Consider the following 13405-nt stretch of genomic DNA (forward strand, 5'->3'; position numbering starts at 1 on the left):
GTGCCGGAGGGCGCTAATTCCTCTGTATCAGGAACTTTACCATCAGCTGACGCGCGCTTTACGCACGCCTTCGGCCAACGCCGAACAAAGGCTCAGTACGCCATCCACCGCCTGCTCCGACGTCGTGGCATTGGCGATGTGATCGATCAACGCCGACCCCACCACCACACCGTCGGCCAGACGCGCGATATTCGCGGCTTGCTCCGGGGTACGAATGCCGAAACCGATGCTGATCGGCAGATCGGTATGACGACGCAGACGCGCGACCGCCTCTTCGACGTGCTCCAGGGTCGCTGCGCCAGCACCGGTCACCCCGGCCACGGACACGTAATACACAAAGCCGGAGCTGCCATTGAGCACTTTTGGCAGACGCACATCATCCGTGGTCGGCGTGGTCAGACGGATGAAGTCGATGCCCGCCGCCTGCGCCGGATCGCACAACTCCTCGTTATGCTCGGGCGGAATGTCGACCACGATCAGACCATCGACCCCGGCCTCTTTCGCTTCGGCAATGAAACGCGGCACGCCGTATTTGTGGATCGGGTTGAAGTAACCCATCAGCACCAGCGGTGTTTCTTTGTTGTCCTTGCGGAACTCGCGAACCATTTCCAGGGTTTTCGCCAGATTCTGCTTGGCTGCCAGGGCGCGGATGTTGGCGAGCTGGATCGCCGGGCCATCGGCCATCGGATCGGTAAAAGGCATGCCCAATTCGATCACGTCGGCACCCGCCGTCGGCAAGCCTTTGAGGATCGCCAGGGAAGTCTCGTAGCTCGGGTCGCCGGCAGTGACGAAGGTCACCAGGGCGGCGCGGTTCTGTTCCTTGAGTTCGGCAAAGCGCGTTTGCAGGCGGCTCATCAGTGTTTCTCCTGCTTGGATTGTTCCATGTGGTGCATCACGGTTTGCATGTCTTTGTCGCCACGGCCCGACAGGTTCACCACCATCAGGTGATCTTTCGGCAGGTTCGGCGCGCGTTTGAACACTTCAGCCAGGGCATGGGCACTTTCCAGGGCAGGAATAATCCCTTCCAGACGGCAGCATTGGTGGAACGCCGCGAGTGCTTCGTCATCCGTCACCGAGGTGTACTGAACGCGCCCGATGTCATGCAACCAGGCGTGTTCCGGGCCAATACCCGGGTAGTCCAGACCTGCGGAAATCGAGTGAGCGTCGATGATCTGGCCATCGTCGTCCTGCAGCAGGAAGGTGCGGTTACCGTGTAGCACGCCCGGTACGCCGCCGTTCAGGCTGGCCGCATGCTTGCCGGTCTCGATGCCATAACCGGCCGCTTCGACACCGATGATCTCGACGCTCTTGTCGTCGAGGAACGGGTGGAACAGGCCCATGGCGTTGGAACCACCGCCGATGCAAGCCACCAGGCTGTCCGGCAGGCGGCCTTCCTGGGCTTGCAGCTGGTCACGGGTTTCCTTGCCGATTACGGCCTGGAAGTCGCGAACCATCGCTGGATAAGGGTGCGGACCGGCCACAGTGCCGATCAGGTAGAAGGTGTTGTCGACGTTGGTCACCCAGTCACGCAGGGCTTCGTTCATGGCGTCTTTCAACGTACCGGTGCCGGATACCACCGGGATCACTTCGGCGCCCAACAGCTTCATGCGGAACACGTTGGCTTGTTGACGCTCGATGTCAGTGGTGCCCATGTAGATCACGCAATCCAGGCCAAAACGCGCGGCTACGGTGGCCGTGGCCACGCCGTGCATGCCGGCGCCGGTTTCGGCGATGATGCGTTTTTTACCCATGCGTCGCGCCAACAGGATCTGGCCGATGCAGTTATTGATCTTGTGCGCGCCGGTATGGTTCAGCTCTTCACGCTTGAGATAGATCTTTGCGCCGCCGCAGAACTCGGTCAGACGCTCAGCGAAATAAAGTGGGCTCGGACGTCCGACGTAGTCACGCTGGAAGTAGGCCAATTCTTCTTTGAATGCAGGATCTTCCTTGGCAGCTTCGTACTCACGGGCCAGATCGAGGATCAACGGCATCAGGGTTTCGGCGACGTAACGGCCGCCAAACGCGCCGAACAGGCCGTTGGCGTCTGGGCCGTTGCGCAGATTAGTCTGGGTCATGGAGCGCTCCAGTTGGATGCGTGAAGTAATGAGTAAAGAGACAGTGGGCTTAACTGTACCCCTGACGCCCCGCACTGAAAACCGATAAGATCGCCGCAACCTGTCAGGAAAACTCACAGATCAATGAGCCACGACCTCCCACCGCTCAATGCCCTCAGGGCCTTTGAAGCCACGGCTCGCCTGAACAGCGTCAGTCAGGCAGCCGAGCAGCTTCACGTCACTCACGGCGCAGTCAGCCGGCAACTGAAGGTGCTCGAAGAACACCTTGGCGTGAGCCTGTTCATCAAGGACGGACGTGGCCTGAAACTCACAGATGCCGGTATGCGTTTGCGCGATGCCAGTACTGAGGCCTTTGAGCGCCTGCGTACGGTTTGCGCCGAACTCACGCAAAGCACTGCCGACGCACCCTTCGTCCTCGGTTGTTCGGGAAGCCTGCTTGCACGCTGGTTCATTCCGCGCCTGGGGCGGTTGAATGCCGATCTGCCAGACCTGCGTCTGCACTTGTCTGCCGGGGAAGGCGATCTTGATCCACGTCGCCCCGGCCTCGATGCCTTACTGGTCTTTGCTGAACCGCCGTGGCCGACGGATATGCAGGTGTTCGAGCTGGCCAGCGAACGGATAGGACCGGTCTTGAGCCCGCGATTCGTCGGTTATGAACGATTGAAAAATGCGCCCGCCACCGCCTTGCTGCAGGAGTCCGTGCTGCACACCACCTCGCGCCCGCAAGCCTGGCCCAGCTGGGCGCAGCAAAGTGGCCTCGATGCCAAGGCATTGAAGTACGGACAGGGTTTCGAGCATCTCTATTACTTGCTGGAAGCGGCCGTCGCCGGGCTGGGCGTGGCGATTGCCCCCGAGCCATTGGTAGCCGAGGACTTGAAGGCTGGCCGCTTGGTCGCCCCCTGGGGTTTCAGCGAAACCCCGGCAAAACTGGCGTTGTGGCTACCCAAGCGCGCCGCGGACGGACGCGCCCGGCAACTGGCGCAATGGCTTAGAAACGAGCTGCGCCAAACCAGTTAGTCACCACGCTTGCACAACAGATACGCGGCCAGCAGGCCTAACGCACCCACGGCAACACCCGCCGTGGTCCAAGGGTGCTCCTGGGCGTAGTCCCGGGTCGCGATCCCGGTTTCCCGGGTTTTCACCTTGACCTCTTCGTAGGCATCGGCCAGCAGATGGCGCGAATGCCTCAGCGCGTTCTCGGCGTTGCCTTTGAGTACCTTGAGGGTCTTACGTGACTCGTCCGAGGCGTCGTCTTTCAGGTTTTCCAGGGATTTGAGCAGACTCTCGATCTCCGCTTCCATGCTTTGCAATGAGGCTTTACGTGACGAGCTGTTGGCCATGGTGGCTCTCCTGCATTGTTGATGATTGGCGTGTGTTGGTTGGGACTCCAGGGGTTGGAGAAAGTGCAGTAAATGTGAACCTCCTTGTCAGACCGGGCGACAGAAGTAAGACAGAAAATCGCTGCTAGGCTGTATTTCACACCCTAAGGAGAACGCCATGTCTGACCATCACACCTATAAAAAAGTCGAACTGGTTGGCTCGTCCACCAGCAGCATTGAAGACGCGATCAACAACGCGCTGGCCGAGGCCAGTAAAAGTCTCAAGTACATGGAATGGTTTGAAGTGACGGAAACCCGTGGGCATATCAAGGACGGCAAGGCTGCGCACTTCCAGGTGACGCTCAAAGTCGGGTTCCGGATTGCCAGTAGCTGAGTTTGATCCTGACTTCTGAACTTGTGCGCTGGCCGAGTGCCATATGGAGTGGCAAAGCGCTACATGACTGCGTCCAGCGGATAGCTGGACGATCCTTTTATCCGACCAGGGAATGCGACCAATGAAGAAGTTTATTTTGGCGGTAGGTTTGTTGAGCCTTGCAGGCAGCGCATTTGCGGCCGGCAAACCGTGTGAAGAGCTCAAAGCCGAAATCGCCGCAAAGCTCGATGCCAAGGGCGTTTCCGGGTATTCGCTGGAGATCGTCGATAAAGGCGCTGCTGCCGGCAGGAAAGTCGTCGGTAAATGTGAAAGCGGCGCAAAGGTCATTGTCTATAAACGGTAGGCAATTCCTTTACCCATTAAAAAGCCGACGCCATGGCGTCGGCTTTTTTGTAGCCGCTTGATCTTCAGCCCTTCATGACCTGCGCCAGCAGTTCATAGGAATGGACCCGATCTGAATGTTCGTACAGGTCGCAGGTAAAAATCAGCTCATCGGCTTGAGTCTGCTCGATCAGCACCTCCAACCGGGCGCGAATTTTCTGCGGGCTGCCGATCATTGCCAGGCCCAGGAAATCACTGACGGCTTCTTTCTCATGGGGCAGCCACAGACCATCCATGGTTTTCACCGGTGGCCGCTGTACCAGGCTCTGGCCACGCATCAGGGCAAGAATGCGCTGGAACACCGAAGTAGCCAGATAGTCAGCCTGCTCATCGGTGTCGGCAGCCACCAGAGGCACCCCGAGCATCACATAGGGCTTGTCCAGCACGGCTGAAGGCTTGAAATGGTTGCGATAGACGCGAATCGCCTCATGCATGTAGCGCGGTGCGAAATGTGATGCGAACGCGTAGGGCAAACCACGCTCACCGGCCAATTGCGCACTGAAGAGGCTTGAGCCCAGCAGCCAGACCGGCACCTGGGTACCGGTGCCCGGCATTGCGATGACTCGCTGATCCGGAGTGCGCGGTCCCAGGTAACGCATCAGCTCTGCGACGTCTTCCGGGAAATCATCGGCGCTGCCGGAGCGTTCACGGCGCAGCGCGCGAGCGGTCATCTGATCGGAACCGGGGGCACGCCCCAGGCCCAGGTCGATCCGGCCCGGATACAGGCTTTCAAGGGTGCCGAACTGCTCGGCGATCACCAGCGGCGCATGGTTGGGCAACATCACCCCGCCCGAACCGACGCGAATGGTCGAAGTACCACCGGCCAGGTAGCCCAGCAAAACCGAGGTGGCCGAACTGGCGATGCCGTCCATGTTGTGGTGTTCAGCGACCCAGAAGCGGTTGTAGCCGAATTTTTCGACGTGTTGCGCCAGGTCCAGCGAGTTGCGCAACGACTGGGCTGCGCTGCCGTTCTCTCGCACAGGCACCAGATCGAGGGTCGAAAACTTGATATCGGACAGTCGTTTCATAAACCTGCTTCTCCAATTGAGGGCGCAGGTTTTTTCTTGCGAACGAAAACCTGCCGAATCCAAAAGCGTGTTTCATGCAATGAGGGCATATACCCGAGTTTCAATAGCAGGGTGAAAATTCCTGCCGAATGAATGGAGTGACCAGATCAGGTGAACTTTGCACCGCGGTCTATCCTCAGAACCCTAGCGAGGCAAATCACGTAGGCGCGACGCTCCGCGCCGGCTCTTGAGGAGACAAGCATGGCTATCATCAAAAAAGCATCGGCTCATTGGGAAGGTGACCTGAAAACCGGCATCGGTTCGATATCCACGGAAACCGGCGTCCTCAGAGAAGCGCCCTACGGCTTCAAGGCACGTTTTGAAGGCGGCAAGGGCACCAACCCTGAGGAACTGATTGGCGCGGCCCATGCCGGTTGTTTCTCCATGGCGTTTTCCATGATCCTCGGCGATGCCGGTCTCAAGGCCGACAGCATCGATACCCAGGCCGAAGTCACCCTCGACCAAGTGGACGGCGGCTTTGCAATCACTGCTGTGAAACTGATCCTCAAGGCGAAAATCCCCGGGGCCAGCCAGGCGCAATTTGAAGAACTCAGCAACAAGGCGAAAGAAGGCTGCCCGGTGTCCAAAGCGCTGAATGCCAGCATCAGCCTGGATGCGACATTGGTCAGCTAAATTCGCGCTGAAATGAAAAGCTCGCAGCCATGGGCTGCGATCTTTTTTACAAGCACAGAGATTTGCCCGGTGAAACTGTGGTCGAATAAATGACAGCAGCCGAAATCCCATGAACATGCGCGCTGCCTCAAGGGAGCTTCAACCATGAAACGTTTTGCCTTGGCGGTTATCTGTAGCGCACTGGCCACTTCAGCCCTGGCAGCAGCGAAACCCTGTGAAGAGCTCAAGGCCGAGATCGAAGCCAAGATCCAGGCTAGAGGGGTTACTTCCTATACGCTGGAAATCGTGAAAAACGAAGAAGTGCACGATCAGAATATGGTCGTTGGCTCGTGCGAATACGGCACCAAGAAAATCATCTACCAGAAGAACGATCGCTGATCGGTCTCAAAGCAAACAGTAGAACTGGCTTGCTTCGGCGACGATTTCACGATTGGCGTTGTATAAACGGGCCTCGGGAGTAAACGCCATGGAACGGCCTTCCAGCAGATAACGCTGACCGGCGACGAAATGATCGTACTTGATGGTCATGTAGCACAGCCGCTCCGTGGAATCGCTGAGCATGTCAGAACCTCCTCCCGGCACCTCAAAGTCGAAGCGAACAATCAGCTCGTGGCTGCCTGGAGTGACCTGAAAAAAACGCCCGTCACGCAAGCGAAACTTGTCAAGCCGCTCGGCCATCAGCAATTTGTCATTGGGAAAAGGCGTAGAGAAATCGACCCACGCCATCTGCGGATCGACCGCTGGCAAAGGACTCGAACAACCAGCGACCACACTTGCAGCGAGTATCAGCACCAATCTGCGCATGATGAATGTCCCGAATATCAGGTATTCAGCATAGCGCCGATCAGGTGCGTTGGCAGCCTGCCGGTATGCCCTTGCCGATCACTTTTCGCTGTTGATCGTAAAGCCTGGCCCACGGCCTGAAACCAATATTCCCCGCTTGCAACTGATAACGCGCACCCGCGCTGAAGTCATTGAATTTCACGCTTATCTGGCAATCACGCCACAGCGTCTCTGCATTGGGGCCTATGTTGCTGGGTTGAACCGGGAACTGGTAGCGAACCTTCAACTCATGACTGCCCGGTTGCACCTCGAAATAGCGTTTATCGTTGGCAGCCTGTTTGTCCACTTCCAACGCCTGCAGGGCCGTATCTTCCTGCTGCGAATCCAGATCGATCCACGCCTGCGTCGGATCCTGGCGTGGTATTCCGAAACCAGCACAACCGGCCAGCATCAGCAGGCCTCCCGTCAGCATCAACTTGCGCATAGCGGAGCTCCAGTCAAGCGGGATAGTCTTGCGAGCAGACTTTCCGGGGATTTTTTATTTTGATCAGGCCGCGTCCAAGCCTTGGGTTACTTGATCGCGTTTTGCGCGTTTTGTTTCCGGGTGTGTTGTTTTTGTTGCTCAACGGTTGTGCCAACGTCAGCTACTACAGCCAGCTGGCCAGTGGTCAATTGCAATTGCTGCGGGCGCGAGAGCCGGTTTCCAGTGTGATCGCCGATCCTCAGCGCGATCAAAAACTGCGTGCGCGCCTGGCCCAATCACAAAGGGCCCGCACATTCGCCAGCCAGCAGCTGCATCTCCCGGATAACCAGAGCTACCGCTTGTATGCCGACATCGGTCGGCCCTATGTGGTCTGGAATGTGTTCGTCACGCCGGAATTTTCCCTGAAGCCACAAAATCACTGCTTCCCCATTGCTGGCTGCGTGGCTTATCGCGGTTACTACAGCCAGAGTGCTGCACGCGGCGAGGCCGCGCTGCAACGCCTGCAAGGCATGGACGTGTCGATCGGCGGAGTCGAGGCCTACTCGACCCTGGGCTGGTTCAACGATCCGATCATGAATACGATGATGGGCTGGGGCGATGAGCGCCTGGCCACACTGATCTTTCACGAACTGGCGCATCAGCGCTTTTATGTGAAGGACGACACAGAGTTCAACGAATCGTTCGCCACTTTCGTCGAGCAGGAAGGCACCCGCCAATGGCGCGCATTCCGAAGTCTGCCACCGGAAGACGACACTCAGGCCCAACACCGCGATGCGTTCGTTCAATTGGTTCTGAACACCCGCACACGTCTTGAAAAGCTTTATGCACTGCCGCTGCCATCGGAGCAGATGCGCCAGCGTAAAGCCTCGGAATTCGAGCGGTTACGTAGCCAATACCGCCAGTTGCGCGACCACCAATGGGCTGGAGACAAACGTTACGACGCCTGGATCAACGCGCCGATGAACAATGCGCGGTTGCTTCCGTTTGGCCTGTACGATCAGTGGGTCCCAGCGTTTGCGGCGCTGTTCCGTCAGCAGGATGGGGACTGGGCGAAGTTTTATAAGGCGGTGGAAAAATTGGGAGAACTACCGGTTGGGGAACGCAAGTCAGCCTTGAAAGCCTTGGCAGGCAATCCATCTTGATGATCGAGAAGTCTTGGTCGCGAGCAAGCTGTGGGCGCGAGCTCGCGATGACATACCGATCAGCGCTGCAGAAACGCCTGATGCATCTCATCCAGGGTTTCAAAATGATAGGTCGGCGCCTCAGCGCTCAGCTCTTCCCGGCTGCCAAAGCCATAACCGACAGCGGCCGCATCCAGTCCATTGCTCCGCGCACCGATCAAATCGTGCTTGCGGTCGCCAATCATCAGGGTATTGGCCGGGTCCAGACCTTCTTCGGCGATCAAATAAGCAATCAACTCGACTTTGTTGGTACGGGTGCCATCCAGTTCGCTGCCGTAAATCACCTTGAAGTGCTTGGCGAAGTCGAAATGCCGGGCGATTTCCCGGGCGAACACCCAGGGTTTGGATGTCGCAATGTAAAGCTGTCGCCCTTGTCCCCCGAGGGTTTCCAGTAAGGGTGTGACACCGTCGAAGACGCGATTCTCGTAGAGACCGGTCACTTTGAAGCGCTCACGGTAAAAATTGACCGCGTCCCAGGCCTTGGCCTCGTCGAAGTCGTAGAACTGCATGAACGCTTGCAACAACGGCGGGCCGATGAAGTGTTCGAGTTTGCTCAGGTCGGGCTCATCGATGCCCAGTTTGCCCAGGGCAAACTGAATCGAACGGGTGATGCCTTCGCGTGGGTCGGTCAGGGTGCCATCGAGGTCGAACAAAACGGTCTGGTAATGCATGAAAATTCCTGGGCAATCGTGGGACGCCGTCCGTTATCCGGGGCTTAGAGCTGGTCGTAGCCTTCCGCCAGATGCAGATCCTTGAGTTTCACGTAGTTCGCCGCACTGTAGGTGAAAAAGGCTTGTTCCTTGTCAGTCAGCGGCCGGATCTGCTTCACCGGGCTACCCACATAAAGGAAACCTCTTTCCAGGCATTTGCCCGGTGGCACCAGACTGCCGGCACCGATGATCACATCGTCGGCGACCACCGCACCGTCCATGACGATACTGCCCATGCCGATCAGCACGCGGCTGCCCACGGTGCAGCCGTGCAGCATGACCTTGTGGGCGACGGTCACGTCATCGCCGATCAGCAAAGGGAAACCCTCGGGGTTGAATGGCCCGGCATGGGTGATGTGCAGAACGCAGCCGTCCTGCACGCTGGTGCGCGCACCGATGCGGATGCGGTGCATGTCGCCGCGGATCACCGTCAGTGGCCAGACGGAGCTGTCTTCGCCGATTTCGACATCGCCAATCACCACCGCCGAGCGGTCGACAAAAGCGCCTTTGCCGAGCCGAGGAGTATGGTTCTGATACTTGCGAAGGGACACGATAGGTTCTCTCTCTGTCGCTGATAGCTGCGGTGAGTGTCGATTGTAATTAAGATGGCTGCATGTTTCTCCAGCCAAGGTATCAACCGTGAGCGTGAACAACCCTCTTTTGCAGCCCTACGACCTGCCCCCGTTCTCCGCGATCCGTGCCGAGCACGTGCAACCGGCCATTGAACAGATCCTGACTGACAACCGTGCCGCCATTATCGAGATCCTCAAAACCCAGGGCAAACAGCCGACCTGGGCCGGTCTGGTATTGGCAATGGACGAGCTTAATGACCGCCTCGGTGCTGCCTGGAGCCCGGTCAGCCACCTCAATGCCGTGTGCAACAGCGCCGAACTGCGCGAGGCCTACGAGTCCTGCCTGCCGGCTTTGAGCGCCTACGCCACCGAATTGGGTCAGAACCGCGACCTGTTCCAGGCCTTCGAAGCCTTGGCCAACAGCCCGGAAGCCGCCGGTTTCGACGTGGCGCAGAAAACCATTCTGGAACATTCCCTGCGCGATTTCCGTCTGTCGGGTATCGACCTGCCGGAAGCCGAACAAAAGCGTTATGCCGAAGTGCAGAGCAAGCTGTCCGAACTGGGTAGCCGTTTCTCCAACCAGTTGCTCGACGCCACCCAGGCCTGGACCAAGCACATCACCGACGAAGCCGCCCTCGCCGGCCTGACCGACTCGGCCAAGGCGCAAATGGCTGCCGCTGCCCAGGCCAAAGACCTGGACGGCTGGCTGATCACACTGGAGTTCCCGAGCTACTACGCGGTGATGACCTACGCCCAAGACCGGAAATTGCGCGAAGAAGTCTATGCCGCCTACTGCACCCGTGCGTCGGACCAAGGCCCGAATGCCGGTCAGAACGATAACGGCCCGGTGATGGAGGAAATCCTCGATCTGCGTCAGGAGCTGGCAAAACTGCTGGGCTTCACCAGTTACTCGGAGCTGAGCCTGGCCACCAAAATGGCCGAATCCAGCGATCAGGTACTGAGCTTCCTGCGCGACCTGGCCAAGCGCAGCAAGCCGTTTGCCGTGCAGGACCTGGAGCAGCTCAAGGCTTACGCGGCGGAACAAGGCTGCCCGGACTTGCAAAGCTGGGACAGCGGTTTCTACGGTGAAAAACTCCGCGAGCAGCGCTACAGCGTTGCCCAGGAAGCCCTGCGTGCCTACTTCCCGATCGATAAGGTGCTAAGCGGGCTGTTCGCCATCGTGCAACGCCTGTACGGCATCGAGATTGCCGAACTCAAAGGCTTCGACACCTGGCACCCAGACGTGCGCCTGTTCGAGATCAAGGAAAATGGTCAGCACGTCGGCCGCTTCTTCTTCGACCTCTATGCCCGTGCCAACAAGCGCGGCGGTGCCTGGATGGACGGCGCCCGCGACCGTCGCCGTACGGCTGGCGGTGTTCTGCAAAACCCGGTGGCCAATCTGGTGTGCAACTTCACCCCGGCCGACAGCGGCAAACCTGCCCTGCTGACCCACGATGAGGTGACCACCCTGTTCCACGAATTCGGTCATGGCTTGCATCACCTGCTGACCCGTGTCGAACACGCTGGCGTGTCGGGTATCAACGGCGTCGCGTGGGATGCGGTCGAGTTGCCAAGTCAGTTCATGGAAAACTGGTGCTGGGAACCTGAAGGCCTGGCGCTGATTTCCGGCCACTATGAAACCGGCGAGCCACTGCCTCAGGACCTGTTGGGCAAAATGCTCGCAGCGAAAAACTTCCAGTCCGGCCTGATGATGGTGCGTCAACTGGAGTTCTCGCTGTTCGACTTCGAACTCCACGCCACCCATGGCGACGGTCGTAGCGTGCTGCAAGTGCTCGAAGGCGTGCGCGATGAGGTTTCAGTCATGCGACCGCCAGCCTACAACCGCTTCCCCAACAGCTTTGCGCATATCTTTGCCGGAGGTTACGCGGCGGGCTACTACAGCTACAAATGGGCTGAAGTGCTCTCGGCCGATGCCTTCTCGAAGTTTGAAGAAGAAGGCGTGCTCAACGCCGACACCGGTCGTGCATTCCGCGAGGCCATCCTGGCACGCGGCGGGTCCCAGGAACCGATGGTGCTGTTCGTCGACTTCCGTGGTCGTGAGCCATCGATTGACGCACTCTTGCGTCACAGCGGCCTGAGTGAGGACGCTGCAGCATGAGTGAGGGTCCAGTGGTTACCAAACGACGCTTTATCGCCGGTGCAGTTTGCCCGGCTTGCAGCGAGCCGGACAAATTGATGATGTGGAGCGAAGATGATGTACCACACCGTGAATGTGTGGCTTGCGGTTACTCCGACACACTGAATGAGCAAGGCTTGTCAGTACCCAAGGAATTGGGCACCCGAGTCAATACCACCGCTTTGAAAACACCGGATGCCAAGGTTCAGGCCGTGCAGTTCTTCCCGAACCCGAAGCTGAAGAAAAAGTCAGACGAGCAACACTGAGTGACGTAAACAGCCTTCCACTGCGCAATGCGGTGGAAGGCATGGTCACTCGACATGCGCCGACTTGAACCAACTTTTCATCGAACAGGCCGCGAACGGGCTTGTGCTGCAATCGCCATTGGCCAGCGCAGTACGAAGTTTGTCGACATCGGCCTGCATCATGTAACGAATGCCGTCCTTGAAGTGGGTGCTGTCACCAAAGCCACCACGGGTCATTTCATTCAGTGCGTCTTCCTTGCTCCAGCCCTGCACTACAACCCGATACATGGCCGCGATCAGACCGGTTCGGTCAGATCCATGCTTGCAGTGCATCAATACCGGGCCTTTGGCTTCGGCGGTCTGAATGGTGCGCAAGGCCTTGATTATGTCTGCGTCATCCACATGATTGGTGCGATAGGGCAGCTGTACCTGGGCGATACCGGGTGTGGACAACCAGCTTGAATCGGGCTCCGGGAGAAAACTGATCACTGTGCCGATTTTGAGTTTTTCCAGAAGCGAGACAGCACCACTGTCCGGCAGCGCGCTGCGATAGAGCGTCGGGCTCATCTGATAGAGGTTGTACTGTACCTCTACCGGTTGCGCCCACTCTGGCGGACGAGGCAGAGCCGTGTCGTCTGCGAAGACCGGTGTAAGGTTGAAAAGTGCAACAAGCGATAGGCACATCGCCGGAAAAATGCGCGGTAGGGGCATGCTCGGTTGACCGTTCAGAGAGACTGGATATTGATTCCCTATATTCAGCCCTGAGCGGTCAAAGGTCCGTGAGGCAGGTGTCAATGAAATGTGAAACGTGCATGGATCACGTTGAATTCATAAACTCAATTTGATGAACGCCTTTATCAATTTTTCCAGGCCGGGGGTCTCTTCGACTTCTGGGCCGGAATGTGGATTGACCCTTCTTACCGTGAAATTTTCACCGTTATCTTGAGATAGCGCGCTTAACACATAAAGAAATTCCGGCTCGCCATCTTCCAGATCAAATACTTTAATTCGCACCAGAAGCAATTTATCGTTGAAAGGAATGACTGCAAGAAAAACCCCATACTCGGAACTGATTGTTGTCTGATCTCGAAACTCCAGAGCAAGCCGAGTGATTACATTAATATCTTCCTCATCAATACTGTCATCAGCAACGACATCCAAGTTTGACCACGGATCAAACTGAAGAGTGTAGTCTTCATTGTCGTTCGGATTGAAATGCAAAACCGTGATTGTTTCTTCAGCAAGGTCTCCGTAACCGGCACCCGATGACTTCCTCAGAATTTTTAGAACTATTTTGTTACTTTCCGGTGTTTCTATTCGCTGTAAGAACACACCCGTGCTTGCGGGATTCCACATGATAGACATCCTTATCTGCCGCTGCGCACAGCTCGTATGTGCAGCACGCCACTCACTTTCGGCAGCTG

The 13405-nt window shown here is 57.6% G+C and carries 18 protein-coding genes; 8 read left to right on the top strand and 10 right to left on the bottom strand.

All coding sequences use genetic code 11. The features are described 5' to 3' along the window. Positions 1-42 precede the first annotated feature (42 nt). Positions 43-855, bottom strand: a complete 813-nt coding sequence (gene trpA / locus ACVWYU_RS00070; protein ID WP_248914642.1) for a tryptophan synthase subunit alpha — start codon at positions 853-855, stop codon at positions 43-45. Further along, on the bottom strand, positions 855-2075 hold the full coding sequence (gene trpB, locus ACVWYU_RS00075; protein WP_090327197.1) for a tryptophan synthase subunit beta: 1221 nt from the start codon (positions 2073-2075) through the stop codon (positions 855-857). Before trpB ends, trpA begins: the two co-directional genes overlap by 1 nt. 123 nt (positions 2076-2198) lie before the next feature. Here trpB and ACVWYU_RS00080 point away from each other — a divergent pair, with 123 nt between their 5' ends. Continuing rightward, positions 2199-3092, top strand: coding sequence for a LysR family transcriptional regulator (locus tag ACVWYU_RS00080; RefSeq protein ID WP_457371612.1), 894 nt, complete (start codon positions 2199-2201; stop codon positions 3090-3092). Here the strand turns inward: ACVWYU_RS00080 and ACVWYU_RS00085 are convergent. Beyond that, positions 3089-3415, bottom strand: coding sequence for a DUF883 family protein (locus tag ACVWYU_RS00085; protein WP_457371613.1), 327 nt, complete (start codon positions 3413-3415; stop codon positions 3089-3091). The two genes, ACVWYU_RS00080 and ACVWYU_RS00085, sit on opposite strands and share 4 nt — an antisense overlap. A gap of 157 nt (positions 3416-3572) precedes the next feature. On the opposite strand from ACVWYU_RS00085, the gene ACVWYU_RS00090 reads away from it, so the two are divergent. After that, positions 3573-3788: a dodecin gene (locus tag ACVWYU_RS00090; RefSeq protein ID WP_090327193.1), complete on the top strand. Its 216-nt coding sequence runs from the start codon at positions 3573-3575 to the stop codon at positions 3786-3788. A gap of 121 nt (positions 3789-3909) precedes the next feature. Continuing rightward, positions 3910-4131, top strand: coding sequence for a DUF1161 domain-containing protein (locus ACVWYU_RS00095; RefSeq protein WP_247255150.1), 222 nt, complete (start codon positions 3910-3912; stop codon positions 4129-4131). 64 nt (positions 4132-4195) lie between these two features. On the opposite strand, the gene ACVWYU_RS00100 is transcribed toward ACVWYU_RS00095, so the two are convergent. Beyond that, positions 4196-5197, bottom strand: a complete 1002-nt coding sequence (locus ACVWYU_RS00100) for an LLM class flavin-dependent oxidoreductase (RefSeq protein WP_090327189.1) — start codon at positions 5195-5197, stop codon at positions 4196-4198. Positions 5198-5437: 240 nt separating this feature from the next. Between ACVWYU_RS00100 and ACVWYU_RS00105 the strand changes: the two genes are divergently transcribed. Then, positions 5438-5869 (top strand): OsmC family protein, encoded by a 432-nt coding sequence (locus ACVWYU_RS00105; protein ID WP_457371614.1) that lies wholly within the window; start codon positions 5438-5440, stop codon positions 5867-5869. Positions 5870-6013: 144 nt separating this feature from the next. Continuing rightward, positions 6014-6247 (top strand): DUF1161 domain-containing protein, encoded by a 234-nt coding sequence (locus ACVWYU_RS00110; RefSeq protein ID WP_090327182.1) that lies wholly within the window; start codon positions 6014-6016, stop codon positions 6245-6247. A gap of 6 nt (positions 6248-6253) precedes the next feature. Here the strand turns inward: ACVWYU_RS00110 and ACVWYU_RS00115 are convergent, their stop codons facing one another. Both ACVWYU_RS00115 and ACVWYU_RS00120 read right to left on the bottom strand, forming a co-directional pair. Beyond that, a complete protein-coding gene (locus tag ACVWYU_RS00115) occupies positions 6254-6673 on the bottom strand; it encodes a PA0061/PA0062 family lipoprotein (protein WP_457371615.1) in 420 nt (139 codons plus the stop codon). 40 nt (positions 6674-6713) lie between these two features. Further along, the gene (locus ACVWYU_RS00120) at positions 6714-7136 is read right to left on the bottom strand and encodes a PA0061/PA0062 family lipoprotein (protein WP_248914639.1); all 423 of its coding nucleotides are present in this window, start codon (positions 7134-7136) and stop codon (positions 6714-6716) included. A 59-nt stretch (positions 7137-7195) separates the two neighbouring features. Here ACVWYU_RS00120 and ACVWYU_RS00125 point away from each other — a divergent pair, with 59 nt between their 5' ends. Next, a complete protein-coding gene (locus ACVWYU_RS00125; protein ID WP_457371616.1) occupies positions 7196-8278 on the top strand; it encodes an aminopeptidase in 1083 nt (360 codons plus the stop codon). Between the two features lie 59 nt (positions 8279-8337). Here ACVWYU_RS00125 and ACVWYU_RS00130 read toward each other — a convergent pair whose 3' ends face one another. Both ACVWYU_RS00130 and ACVWYU_RS00135 read right to left on the bottom strand, forming a co-directional pair. Next, entirely contained in the window at positions 8338-8988 is a 651-nt protein-coding gene (locus ACVWYU_RS00130; RefSeq protein ID WP_457371617.1) for an HAD family hydrolase, read from the bottom strand. Between the two features lie 44 nt (positions 8989-9032). Beyond that, positions 9033-9578 (bottom strand): gamma carbonic anhydrase family protein, encoded by a 546-nt coding sequence (locus ACVWYU_RS00135; RefSeq protein ID WP_457371618.1) that lies wholly within the window; start codon positions 9576-9578, stop codon positions 9033-9035. A gap of 88 nt (positions 9579-9666) precedes the next feature. Here ACVWYU_RS00135 and prlC point away from each other — a divergent pair, with 88 nt between their 5' ends. Together prlC and ACVWYU_RS00145 are read left to right on the top strand one after the other, a co-directional pair. Continuing rightward, positions 9667-11718, top strand: coding sequence for an oligopeptidase A (gene prlC, locus ACVWYU_RS00140; protein ID WP_390957966.1), 2052 nt, complete (start codon positions 9667-9669; stop codon positions 11716-11718). Then, positions 11715-12002 carry a YheV family putative zinc ribbon protein gene (locus ACVWYU_RS00145; protein WP_247255157.1) on the top strand — a complete coding sequence of 96 codons (288 nt, stop codon included), beginning with the start codon at positions 11715-11717 and terminating at the stop codon, positions 12000-12002. Before prlC ends, ACVWYU_RS00145 begins: the two co-directional genes overlap by 4 nt. A 45-nt stretch (positions 12003-12047) precedes the next feature. Here ACVWYU_RS00145 and ACVWYU_RS00150 read toward each other — a convergent pair whose 3' ends face one another. Together ACVWYU_RS00150 and ACVWYU_RS00155 are read right to left on the bottom strand one after the other, a co-directional pair. Further along, the gene (locus ACVWYU_RS00150) at positions 12048-12692 is read right to left on the bottom strand and encodes a phosphatase domain-containing protein (RefSeq protein WP_247255158.1); all 645 of its coding nucleotides are present in this window, start codon (positions 12690-12692) and stop codon (positions 12048-12050) included. A gap of 117 nt (positions 12693-12809) precedes the next feature. Then, a complete protein-coding gene (locus ACVWYU_RS00155; protein WP_457371619.1) occupies positions 12810-13337 on the bottom strand; it encodes a hypothetical protein in 528 nt (175 codons plus the stop codon). Positions 13338-13405: the final 68 nt, after the last annotated feature.

The sequence above is a fragment of the Pseudomonas sp. TE12234 genome (genome assembly GCF_054061835.1).